The 12,581-nt window shown below is 52.0% G+C and carries 9 protein-coding genes; 4 read left to right on the top strand and 5 right to left on the bottom strand.

The features are described from left to right. Window positions 1–4: 4 nt before the first annotated feature. Together cobT and INP78_RS00285 are read right to left on the bottom strand one after the other, a co-directional pair. Window positions 5–1,051 carry a nicotinate-nucleotide--dimethylbenzimidazole phosphoribosyltransferase gene (cobT, locus tag INP78_RS00290; RefSeq protein WP_194740263.1) on the bottom strand — a complete coding sequence of 349 codons (1,047 nt, stop codon included), beginning with the start codon at window positions 1,049–1,051 and terminating at the stop codon, window positions 5–7. Window positions 1,052–1,176: 125 nt separating this feature from the next. Further along, on the bottom strand, window positions 1,177–2,637 hold the full coding sequence (locus INP78_RS00285) for a DegQ family serine endoprotease (RefSeq protein WP_194740262.1): 1,461 nt from the start codon (window positions 2,635–2,637) through the stop codon (window positions 1,177–1,179). A gap of 270 nt (window positions 2,638–2,907) precedes the next feature. Between INP78_RS00285 and INP78_RS00280 the strand changes: the two genes are divergently transcribed. Further along, window positions 2,908–4,005: an HPP family protein gene (locus INP78_RS00280; RefSeq protein ID WP_228522571.1), complete on the top strand. Its 1,098-nt coding sequence runs from the start codon at window positions 2,908–2,910 to the stop codon at window positions 4,003–4,005. Here INP78_RS00280 and INP78_RS00275 read toward each other — a convergent pair. Beyond that, entirely contained in the window at window positions 4,002–4,445 is a 444-nt protein-coding gene (locus INP78_RS00275) for a DUF2721 domain-containing protein (RefSeq protein WP_194740261.1), read from the bottom strand. The two genes, INP78_RS00280 and INP78_RS00275, sit on opposite strands and share 4 nt — an antisense overlap. A gap of 284 nt (window positions 4,446–4,729) precedes the next feature. Between INP78_RS00275 and INP78_RS00270 the strand changes: the two genes are divergently transcribed. Together INP78_RS00270 and INP78_RS00265 are read left to right on the top strand one after the other, a co-directional pair. Beyond that, entirely contained in the window at window positions 4,730–7,336 is a 2,607-nt protein-coding gene (locus INP78_RS00270; RefSeq protein ID WP_228522570.1) for a chemotaxis protein CheW, read from the top strand. Continuing rightward, entirely contained in the window at window positions 7,336–9,501 is a 2,166-nt protein-coding gene (locus INP78_RS00265; protein WP_228522569.1) for a GGDEF and EAL domain-containing protein, read from the top strand. Before INP78_RS00270 ends, INP78_RS00265 begins: the two co-directional genes overlap by 1 nt. A 47-nt stretch (window positions 9,502–9,548) precedes the next feature. Here INP78_RS00265 and sbmA read toward each other — a convergent pair whose 3' ends face one another. Together sbmA and INP78_RS00255 are read right to left on the bottom strand one after the other, a co-directional pair. Continuing rightward, entirely contained in the window at window positions 9,549–10,775 is a 1,227-nt protein-coding gene (gene sbmA, locus INP78_RS00260; RefSeq protein ID WP_194740260.1) for a peptide antibiotic transporter SbmA, read from the bottom strand. A gap of 133 nt (window positions 10,776–10,908) precedes the next feature. After that, complete coding sequence (locus INP78_RS00255; protein ID WP_194740259.1) at window positions 10,909–11,292, bottom strand: hypothetical protein; 384 nt, start codon at window positions 11,290–11,292, stop codon at window positions 10,909–10,911. 204 nt (window positions 11,293–11,496) lie between these two features. Between INP78_RS00255 and INP78_RS00250 the strand changes: the two genes are divergently transcribed. Next, on the top strand, window positions 11,497–12,513 hold the full coding sequence (locus INP78_RS00250; protein ID WP_194740258.1) for a serine protease: 1,017 nt from the start codon (window positions 11,497–11,499) through the stop codon (window positions 12,511–12,513). The last annotated feature ends 68 nt before the right edge of the window (window positions 12,514–12,581 follow it).

Below are 12,581 nucleotides of genomic sequence, written 5' to 3'. Positions count from 1 at the left end.
AGCCTCACTGCAACTGCCCACTCACGCCAGCACTTTCAAAACTGGCCATTTCATTGAGGAAAGCCACGGCTGACTGCAACAAGGGATACGCCAGCACCGCACCAGTGCCCTCCCCCAAACGCAGGGACAGATGTAGCAAAGGCTGTGCCTTGAGGTGAGACAACATCATGCTATGCCCGCTTTCATCAGAGCAATGGGCAAATACACAATAATCAATCACTTGCGGATACAGTTTGGCAGCCACCAGCAAGGCAGAGGTCGCAATAAAGCCATCAATCAGCAAGGTTGTCCTGGCCTCTGCGGCAGCCAGCAATGCACCTACCATCATGGCAATTTCAAAACCGCCAAATGCCGCCAACGCCTGCAACGGTTCGTCAGCCGCAACATGATGCATCTGCAAGGCTGAGGTCAGCACAGAGAGCTTGTGCTGCAAGCCTTTGTCACTCAAACCGGTGCCACGCCCCACGCACTGATGCATAGGCAAGTCACACAGCACACTCATGAGGCAACTGGCACTAGACGTATTGCCTATGCCCATCTCCCCCAACGCCATGACGTTACAGCCCTGCGCAATCGCATTACGCGCAATTTGCGCACCACGCGTAATGGCTTGCGTACATTGGTCAGCCGTCATGGCAGGGTGATGCCGGAAATTCTCCGTGCCCATACCAATTTTGGCATCTATCAGCAGCGGATGCGGCTGAAACACGGCATTCACGCCGCTATCCACCACATGCAAATCAAAACCATGCTGGCGTGCGAACACATTAATCGCTGCGCCACCATTGAGAAAATTCAGCACCATTTGCGCGGTGACTGCCTGCGGATAAGGGCTCACCCCTTCTTCCACAATGCCATGATCGCCGGCAAATACCAGCATGGTCGGCTGCTGCAACACAGGACGCTCGGTCTGCTGCACCATGCCTAATTGCATAGCCAGAGTTTCCAGACGGCCTAATGCGCCAAGTGGTTTGGTCTTTTGATTAATCTGACTCACCAGCGCAGTTTGCAACAGCGCGTCATGAGTAGGCTCAATATGAAAGGTTTGCATAGTTTATTATTTTAACGAGCGAAAACGAAAGCGTAGCAGAATTATGCAGTGTCTGGCCTGAATTTACCCAGCACACAAAAAAGCCCCGCCTAAGCGGGGCAAGCTCGAAGGATCACACGCAAAAATTAACTGATTTTGACCGGCACATAAATCTTGCTTTCACCACGCATCACCAGCAAGGCCACGTTCTTGCCGTTTTGCGACAGCTTGTCGTGCAACTGGCCCACATTCTTCACCTGGTCGCCATTCACCGCCAGGATCACATCTCCTGGTTGTATGCCTGCGGTGGCCGCTGGCCCTTTAGCCACTTCTTCGACCAGCAAGCCTTGCTTGAGCTGCGTTTGCGCCAGCTCCTGCGACGTTAGCGGACGCACGCTGACGCCCAGTTTGGATTGCTGGCTGTCTGGCACGACCGCCGGACCGGCTTGAGCCGTTTGCATTTCATCAATGCGCACAGACAGTTTCTTCAACTGCTTGTTACGCCAGACCTCCATGCTGACGGTGCTACCCGGTTTGACACTGGCCACCATCGGTGGCAAATCGCTGGAGCGGTCTATGCTTTGTCCATTGAATTTGACAATCACATCACCAGGTTCCAGGCCTGCTTTGTCGGCCGGGCCATTTTTCTCAATATTACTCACCAGCGCACCGCTCGGCGACTGCAAACCAAACGAGCTCGCCAGGTCCTGGTTGATCGACTGCACGCCAATGCCCAAACGGCCACGACTGACTTTGCCTTTTTCCAGCAATTGCTGCTCAATGCCCATGGCGACATCAATCGGGATAGCGAATGACAGCCCCTGGTAACCGCCGCTACGGCTATAGATCTGCGAGTTGATACCAATCACTTCGCCATTCAGGTTAAACAGTGGCCCGCCCGAGTTACCAGGGTTAATCGCCACGTCAGTTTGCAGGAAAGGCACATAGCCTTCGTCTGGCAAGGCACGCGATTTGGCTGAAATAATGCCTGCGGTCACCGTGTTATCAAAACCGAATGGTGAGCCAATGGCCACCACCCAGTCGCCGACATTGCTGTTTTTGGTGCTGCCGATATGCACAGTCGGTAAATCTTTGGCTTCAATTTTGAGTACCGCCACATCGGTCAGTTTATCCACACCAATCACCTTGGCCTGGAACTCACGTTTATCAGACAACTTCACGGTGACCACATCTGCCTTGTCGACCACGTGCGCATTGGTCAGGATCACACCATCAGACTTGACGATAAAACCTGAACCCAGGCCGTTCATGGGCGTTTCAGTTTGCGGCAGGTTGGGTTGAAAACGGCGGAACAATTCAAACATCGGATCATTAGGGTCCACGCCCGGGATACCTGCCGTTTTCACCGTGCCGGTGACGCTGATATTGACCACCGCAGCACCTTGGCTAGACGCGATGCTGGCAAAGTTAGGCAAGGTAATATACGCACTCGGCGCCGTCATGGCTTTTGCCGAGACCGGCGCAGTGGCCTGCGCATGGTTCACCAGCGTATTGCCCTTGATGAAATAGCCTGCGCCGAACAAAGCGGCCACGGCTAACGGTACAGTCACCCAATGCGTGAGTCTTGATTGTAAAAACGATTGCATCACAACATCCTTTCTTGCTTTTTTAATATTGGCACTTCATTCAAAGAACCTCTGCGCATATGAGCAGTAAAAATGTGCCGAAGTTTCACTGTTTTTGTATCTTGATGTATCAGGCGCACTATCTATCAGGCTCACTGGCGCTCACGGTACAGACCGTGCAGCGGTAGAAAATGGAAAGTGCATTGATCGTGATACACTTCACACTCTTTGTTTTTTGACCAGGCAATGACAGAGTTACCGTCTTTTTTAAAGCCCTATTGGCCCCGCCGAATGACAGGCACTTTGCGCGACTATGCGCGGGCGGCTATCGGTGCCGGATTAGGGATTTTGTGTACCGGGCTGATTGCCCTGAGTGTGGTGCCAGGGGACTGGCATAGTGCGGTTTTTTTAATTGCGCCCATGGGTGCATCAGCGGTGATCCTGTTTTGCCTGCCGTCCAGCCCGCTGGCACAACCTTGGGCCATTTTAGCGGGCAACACCCTGGCGGCACTGGCAGGCGTGTTTTTCGCACAGCTATTACCGCAACAACTGGTGTTTGCCGCGGCGCTGGCCATGCTGGGTGCCATTGCACTCATGTTCGCGCTACGCTGCCTGCACCCACCCAGTGGTGCGGTCGCTCTCACTGCCGTGTTAGGTGGCGAAGCCATTCACAGCCTGGGCTACAGTTTTGTCTGGTGGCCAGTGTTGGCAAACAGCCTGTTACTGGTACTCACGGCCTGGCTGTACCATACGCTGACCGGCTATCGCTATCCTGCCGCACATCACGAGCACGCGCCCAATTCGCCTACCCATATGCACTACCAGTTTGGGTTTAAAACAGAAGACTTACAGACTGCGCTCGGGCAGTTTCATGAGGTGCTGGATATCCACCCAGAACAATTACAAAGCTTGCTGGAACAAACCGAGCTGATTGCTTACAGGCGCAAACTGGAGGCCATTGAGTGCAGGGAAATCATGCGCCCGGTCTCAACCATGCTTGAGTTTGGCGACCCACTGGAAACCGCCTGGCAAACCATACTCAAACAAACCGAACCAGCCATTCCCGTGGTGAATAAGGCACAATTGGTGATAGGCCTGCTCAGCGTGTCTGACTTTATGCGCCACGCCAAGGCAGAAAGCTACCGCGAAGTGGCACCGGCCTTAAAACGCCTGATCCGCTGGTCCCCCACCACGCATAGCGACAAACCGGAAGTGGTCGGCCAGATCATGACCACCCCGGCGATCACCATCACCGAGCACATGCATCTCATGCATACCATCCCACTCATGACCAGCCATCATTTGCAATTGCTGCCGGTGGTCGATGAGTCCAACAAACTGGTCGGCATCCTGACGCAAACAGACGTGATTCGCGCGCTATACCGTTAAGGTTGGGCAGGCTTGTCGCGCTGCTGAAACGGCACAATCACTTCACGTGACGCCAGCACGATCTCGCGCAAAAAGCATAACAGGCCAAAAATCAGCGAGGCCATCGAAATAATAAATGACACCATCACCAGGTGCGGCAACCGTAAACCGGTCTCTACCGACAAAAACATACTGGCAATCGAGACACAAATACACAAGGCAGCAAAGGTGGCCGCAGCAATGGCCCGCCGCAGCCACTTTGTGCGCCGCACAATAATCCTCAGCTCATTTTTAAAGCGTTCACGCTTCTCTTCTGGTGCATCGGTCAAAAAACGGGCTCGGTCTATCGAGCGCCCCAATCGCCCAATCAGCACCCCTAAAATCGAGCCGATCCCGGTTAATAAAAACACCGGCGCTACCGCATCACGGATGGCTTCAGACACACTGTGAATTTCAATCATGGTATTAATCATAGGCGGGAGAGCACTTGCAAACGGAGAGTCAGGCACCAAAAACGCACTCTTTTGGTTTTGGATGCACTAAAAAAAAGCATGAAGAAAACAATTCTGCGAAAAAATAGCGTTTTAAATGTTAGTTCAACGATTCATAAGCGATTTTCAAGCCACATTGAGTGCATTTAGGGCCTTAATATTGTAATAAAAGCATTTTTCTTGCCATTGTTTTTCAATTCGACCCACTCAAACGGGAACCATTTTTGCTGTATATGCCCTGGCAACAATAAAATATGTATAGGGAAAGAGGCAACAAGATGCACCCGCAACCGTTAACCGAGGACTTGGCTAACCACTTCAAGAAGGTCAATGACTTTCGTTCACACATTTACCAACTGCAACACGCCTGGGATAGCCTGGCATTGATGGCGCAACTTTCCGGCACTGGCTCCGAAATGGAAGAAACCCGCAGTGCGTTTAACACTATTTCAAATGATGTATTACGTCATTTATCGCAGGAAACGCTGCATAAAACCGCGGCACAACTGTCATCAAAAGCGTTTGAGATTATTAACCTGCTGGTGCGCAACCTGTTTGAGCGCACGGCGGATATTGGATTTTTCGCCACCGACGATGATGTGCGCGACTATCTCGAAAAACAGGCTGCGGACATCGTGGAAGATGCCGACCAGGACAGGCTTGCGTTTCGTTTTCAGGAATACCAGAAAAAATACACCGTCTACGACAACATTGTGCTGTTTGATGAAGAGGGCCAGCTACTGCATCAACTGGACGACACACAGACCACTTTATTTCATTACCACCCGATTGTGGCACTGGCGCGGCAATCGACAGAGCCATACGTAGAGCGTTTTTATGAAACAGAGATCGGCGGCAAGCTGCATAAATCGCTGGTGTATGCGCATGCCGTACGCAGCAAAGATGGCCAGCGCACGCTGGGCGTGCTGTGCCTGTGCTTTAAGTTCGTCAATGAGCTGGACACCATTTTCCACAACCTGATTTCGCATAACGACTGGACCATAGGCGTGTTGCTGGACGAAGAGCGCCATGTCATTGCCTCCAGCGATCCGTACCAGATTCCACTGGGTGTTTCGCTATGTGTGGATACTGACACCGACTGGTTTATTACGCGTTTTAGCGGGCGCGAATACCTGTGCGTGACCAAACAGTCTGAGGGCTACCAGGGTTACCTGGGGCCAGGCTGGTTAGGCCAGGCGATGATTCCGATAGAGCACGCGTTTAACCAGACCATCCACGACATGGTCAACACGATTAATGCCGATATCCTGCGCAAAGTCATGCGTAGCCCGCTGATTTTTTCCGAAAGCCTGCTGAATATTCCCAAGCAGGCCGCCAATATCCAGAGCAAACTGAATCAATCGGTATGGAACGGCAATATCCGGCAAAGCAATGATGTGAATACACAGCAGAAAAACTTTTCCAAAAGCCTGCTTTCTGAAATCAGCCATACCGGCCACAAAACCCAGCAGATCATCGAAAACATGGTCTCAGAGCTCTACCAGACCGTGGTGTCTGTGATGCTGGAAAACTCTAGTTTTTATGCGCAGCTGGCGGTAGAAATCATGGACCGCAACCTGTATGAACGCGCCAACGATGTGCGTTGGTGGGCGCTGACGCATGTATTCAGGGACTTGCTGGCAAAGACCAGCCTGCAGGCTGAAGATAAAAGCACCATGACGGAGGTGCTTCGCTATATCAATAGCCTGTACACCGTGTATGACAACCTGATTGTGTTTGACCGCAAAGGTGAGGTGATGGCGGTGTCTAACCACCAGTACAACCATCTGCTCGGCACCCAGCTGGCGGATGAATGGGTAGGCCGAACGCGCAGTTGCGCCTCGACACAAGATTATGTGGTCTCGCCGTTTGAACCCACCCCGCTCTACAACGACAAACACACTTATATTTATGCCGCGCCTATCCGGCACCTGGATGGTAGCAGCATCATCGGTGGCATCGCTATCGTGTTTGACAGTACCCCGCAATTCCAGGCCATGCTGCGCGATGTGATTCCACGCGATAAAACAGATACGCCGGTCAATGGCAGTTTCACCCTGTTCGTGAATGAACAAATGAATGTGATTTCAAGTACGCATAAAGACTTTGCCATGGGCGAACTCTTTGAGCTGATGCCCGCCATTAGCAAGCTGAAAGAAGGTGAACAGCTGTTTGATATTGCCATTTACCAGAACACCTATTATGCCGTCGGCGCCCGTGCGGCCTATGGCTATCGTGAATTCAAGAGCGAACAGGATAGCTACCGCAATAAAGTGGTTGCCCTGATTTTCACGCCGTTGGGCAAGGTAGACGAAATTAACCAGCGCATCCACGCCGAAGCACAAGTCATCCACAATAAATTCAACCCCAACCTGTTTGCGCAATCCGGGCAGGACTGCCAGGAATATGCCACCTTCTACGTCGGTGACTCATGGATGGGCATAGAGGCGCGCTTTGTGCGCGAAGCCATTGATGAAGACCAGTTGCGCACCTTGCCGGAGTCGGCACCGTTTATTGCCGGAATGCACGCCTACCGCGGAGAGGTGATTCCGGTGATCGACCTGGCGCGCATGCTGGGGCATCCACATTATTTCACTGATTACCGGCAGATCATTGTGATTGAAGACAAAGCGGCCTCACTCAGGTTCGGCCTGTTTGTCTCCGCACTGGGCGAAATCCCTTACCTGGCGCCGACGCAGATTCAGCCGATGACGACCTTCTTTAGAGGCGCCAGCCACAACCCCGGCATTGCCATTGCCAATATCGCCCAAAACAGCATGCTCACCCTGACCACGGCCCAAAGCCTGTGGGACAAGGTGCTTTCTGTGCGCTCGCAAGCTGCAGAGCAGGTGTATGCCTGATGAATAGTCAGACGACCCTTTTCGGACTCATGCAAAACGACATCATGGAATCCTTACTCACCGCGCAGCAACAGCGATTGCTGGATACGCTGCTGGATAACCTGGATGGCATGATTTACCGCTGCCTGTATGACAGCAACTGGACCATGATTTATGTGAGCAAGGGCTGCGAAGCCCTCACTGGCTATCCGGCGCATGAGTTGCTGCTCAATAAAACCACCTCTTACGAAATCATCACGCATCCAGATGACAGGGATCAAGCGCGCACCGTGATTGATGCTGCGATTAAAAAAGGTGAGCGTTTTGAGCTGGAATACCGCATTGTGCGCGCCAACGGCGACATCACCTGGGTCGCCGAGCGCGGCAGTGCCGTGTTTGATAGTGATGGGAAACCCGTGGCGCTGGAAGGCATTATCCAGGACATCAGTTGCCGTAAACGCATAGAGCACGAATTATTCAGTACCGAGCAAAAGTACCGCTCCATGTTCGAGAACTCCACGCTGGGCATGTTCCAGACCACAGAGTCCGGCACTTACCTGAATGCTAATCCGGCACTGGCCAAATTGTATGGCTATGTGTCGCCGAAAGCCCTCATCAGCGATCTCAACAATATCAGCACCCAGCTCTATGTGGCAGAAAGCAGGCGCGGTGAGTTTACCGACGCCATCCGCGCGCAAGGCCGGGTACATAATTTTGAGTCTGAAGTTTACCGGCTCAACGGTGAAACCATCTGGATTTCAGAAAACGCCCATGCCGTGTGTGACCCGCAAGGCGATATTCTCTATTACGAAGGCACGGTAGAAGACATTACCGACCGCAAGAACCATGAATTGCAAATTCGCCAGTTAGCCGTCACTGACAACCTGACCGGCCTGCTCAACCGCCATGCCTTCAGTGGCAAACTGGCCAGCCTGATTGCCGAGGCGGATAAAACGCACAACAAGATTGCCATTGCCTTTATCGACCTTGATCACTTCAAGCTGATTAACGATACGCTGGGGCATCGCGCCGGTGACAAACTGCTGGAAAACGTTGCGCAACGGCTGATCCAGAGTACGCGCCCGACTGATGCCATTGTGCGCTTTGGCGGCGACGAGTTTGTCATGCTTTACCCCGGCCTGCGCGTGGCGGAAGATGCCGAGCCCTTGCTCGAGCGCGTGATGGAAGCCATCTCGCAACCGATTGCGATTGGCGATTATGTATTTAACATGACCTGCAGCGTCGGCGTCAGCATTTACCCCGATCATGCCAAAGAGATAGATGCTTTGCTGAGTTGCGCCGACTCGGCGCTGTACAGCGCCAAAAACGCGGGCAAAAACAAAGTGCAGATGTTTAGCGGCGCCTTGGCCCAGCAACTGGGCGAGCGCAACGAAATTGAATATGGCCTGGGCCATGCCATGCAGCGGCAAGAACTGATGCTGTATTACCAGCCGCAAATCAATATGCAGCATGGCAATATCAGCGCGCTGGAAGCACTGATCCGTTGGCAACATCCTGAGCGCGGCCTGATTCCGCCCGACCAGTTTATTCCGGTAGCTGAAGAAACCGGCCATATTTTTGCCATTGGCGAATGGGTGTTGCAGACCGCCTGCCAGAAGATCAAGTCCATGCAAACCGAGTGGGGATATATGGTGCCGATTGCGGTCAATGTGTCGCCGATTCAGTTTTTGCGTGGCAACCTGGTTGAAACCGTGCAGCGCGTGTTGCGGCAGGAGCGCGTACCGCCACATTTAATTACGCTAGAAGTCACCGAAAATGCGCGCTTCAAAGACGAAGCCATGTTCACGCGCACGCTGGAGCAGCTAAAGCGACTGGGCGTGTGCATTGCGATTGATGATTTCGGTATTGGCTATTCGAACATGGCCTACCTCAAAAACTATCCGATTGATGAGTTAAAAATCGACAAGGCCTTTGTGCAAGACCTGGAGCAAAGCGTGACAAACGGCAACATTTTACTGGCGCTGATTAACCTGGGCAAAAGCCTGCATAAATCGGTGACGGCGGAAGGCATAGAAACCGAATACCAGCACCGGTTTTTACTGCATAGTGGTTGTGATGTCGGCCAGGGATACTATTACAGTAGACCGTTGTCGGATGAAGCGTTGGCGCAGTTTATGCGCGAGCAGCAGCCGAAGTTCGATCATTTTCAGCAGGTGGCCAGATAACACTGGCCACCGCTGCTTTTGTCAGGTCGCTTTTGTCAGGTCGCTTATCAGGCGGTAGTTTGCTCGATCTCAGGCAGCGCTTCGTGCTTGATAGCCGCTTCAAAGGCCGTCAAACGTTTGTAGACAGACAGCAGTTCAACAATCGTCGTCCACGAGTTAACCAGGTATTGGAACGAGTTGCTGACTTGTGAAAACGCGGTCAGGATCTGTTGCAAAATACCAAAGGTGATACGCCCGGCCGCAATCGTCGGCACCAGGATCAGGTAGGCAAAAATATTATCTGCCTGCAAATACAGGCTGCGCGCCACATTGAAATACATATAGTGGAAATACAGGCGGAAGTAGTTTTTACGCACATCTAAAAACAGTGACCTCAGCGTCGCTGGTTGTGCGCGCTCTGCATTGTCCTCACCATACACCAGCTCTTTACGGTAGGCCGCTTCCACGCGTTGGTTCCTGAATTCCAGCCCAGGCAATTTAATCCCCACTGCGGCCAGCAATAAGGTACCGAAGACTGACCAGGCAATCGCCGAGGTAAATAACGGTGCTGGCACGGCACCAAACACCGGCAACTCGCTCACATAAGAAGACAAGCTCCACAGTACGGGCAAGAACGCAAACAAAGTCATAATCGCCTCGACCATAGATACGCCCAGGCCTTCCATAATAGTGGCAAAGCGCATGGTGTCTTCCTGCACCCGTTGCGAGGCACCTTCAATCTTACGCACTTGCGTCCACTGGCTGGTATAAAAATCGTTCATGGCCGTGCGCCAGCGGAAAATATAATGACTGACAAAAAAACGTGTGATGACGTAGATAAAAATCGCCACGAACGCAATTTCGGCAAACTGCAACATTAGCGTGTACAACTCGGCGGTGGTCACTTTGGAGTTGGGCGACAAAGCGGCCTGCACGCCATCAAAAAATGGTCGGCGCCAGTTATTAATCGCCACGGACACCTGCACCGAGTAATAAGTCGAAAACAGGATAAATGACGAACCGACAATAGACCACCACTGCCAGCGGCTGGGTTTGAGCTGAAACCAGGCCAGCGCAAACAGCGCCACACTCACGGCATAGTAGCCGTAAAACAATTTGAATGAATCTGTGACAAAATGGCCCAGGCCGATCACTGGCTGCTCTTCGGCCACGGATAAGCCAAACATTGCCCCCATCGCGTTAGAAAACTCAAACCAGACACCACAGCAAATGGTTGCCCAGACAATGACAGACGGCCAGAACCAGCGTGAATCAGGAAAAAAGGATTTAAACATAGCGCTTTCTTTGACGGTTTTTGTTTAGATGTTGATGAGAAAACTTTTTTCTGCCAGTGTATTGGCTCTTGAAAAGACCTGCAACAAAAAAGCCTCCGCGAGGAGGCTTTATATGTTTAAACATGTGTGAGCATTAAATGCGGTTGCCGCGGAAACAACATCCCAACGGCGTATTGCTGGTATAACTCGCCTTTAATACCATCGCATGCGGTTTAATTGCCGAATGCTTTTGTTGCACACGCTTTTTGTAAACAGCCGGTTTTTTCATGGCAGTCTGTTTATCTTCATCCACTTTACTCTCCTCTACCGCCGCCACTTTTATCGCAGGCGGTAACGTAGTCGTAGCGACCGCAACTGCATGAGCTTCCGGCTTCGCCGCCACCATCGGCCCAGACTGAGCGCTGCTCAGCAAAGGGTTATTGTCGGCGGGGACTTCGTGCTCGAAAGTAATCATCATTAAGGCAAGCATGTTCAGGAGAATCAGCTTGGGTAACATATAGGACTTGGTTCTTCGCATTGTTAATACTCAATTTCGTCTCAGGCTATCTCATGCGCTATGGTAGAGGGCCAGGGCAGAATGAATAAGTAGGCAGGTGCCGATTTGCTTGTCAGAAAATACCTACAAAATGCATACCGCAGAAAACATTTACGCGATATGCTGGTCAGAGGACATACAGTCATGCAACATGACTGCGGTTAGCCTTTTATTCTGGGAGCCTGTATGAAACAGTTACTATTATTGACCATATTATTGTCAGGGCCAGGTCATGCGTATGCACAGCCCAGCATCGTCGATACACTGGAGCTCGGTCACTCCATTGTCATGGTCACCACCGATATGCCTGGCGGCTCTAATGGCCGCGGCTCTGGTGTGGTGGTGAGCCCTGAGTATGTCGCGACCAACTGTCACGTGATTGCCAATAGCAATGGCGCCAATATTGCCAAGTTCCGCGATGGCTACCAGCCCATCGCCCTCAAGGCCAACTGGAAACGTGATGTCTGTTTACTCAAGTTTGATCCGCTGCCGTTTAAACCAATCCCCATGCGCGATAGCAAAACACTGCAATACGAAGAAGAGGTGTTCAGCCTGAGCTTTCCGGCGGGGGCACCGGTACCACAAATTTCTTACGGCAATATCAAAGGGACTTATCCTTTTGAGGGCAGCATGATTGTGCGTTCGAATGCTGCTTTTTTAATGGGCTCCAGCGGCGGTGCACTGTTTGACCAACACTTTAATCTGATCGGGCTCACCACTTTCAAGAGCCCAGGACATCAGGCGTTTTTCTACAGTTTGCCGGTGGAGTGGATTAAAGAACTGATGGAGGCGCCTGAAGTCATCTCGCTTAAAACCAACGAGGTGCCATTCTGGGCGCTGCCACTCGAACAACGCCCTTATTTTATGCAGGTGGTGATTCCTTACCAGAATGCAGATTGGGCTAACCTGAAATCCATTGCCAGTGAGTGGGCGCATAAAGAGCCCAGCTCGGCCGATGCGTGGTATTTTCTCGGCCTGGCAGAAGAAGGCCTGCAACAGTTCGCGCAGGCCGAACAAGACCTCAAGCATGCCTATGACTTGAACCAGCGCGACTATGACGCCATGCTGGCATTGTCACGCGTGGCATTTACGCAAAAAGACCTCAGCACATTGCAGTCCCTGCAACCGGCGATCAGCGCAGTGGATAAAGACCAGGGCGACAAAGTCACGCAGCAAATTATTCAACTGAAACAAGGCAGTTAACACGCCGTGTTAAACTTGCAAAACAGGCCAGAAAAAGTCTGGTTTGCGGGAACTCTCGCTTAAAAATG

The organism is Methylophilus sp. 14, assembly GCF_015354345.1.
In the GTDB taxonomy this organism is placed as follows: domain Bacteria; phylum Pseudomonadota; class Gammaproteobacteria; order Burkholderiales; family Methylophilaceae; genus Methylophilus.
This window is presented reverse-complemented; position numbering and strand designations above follow the sequence as displayed.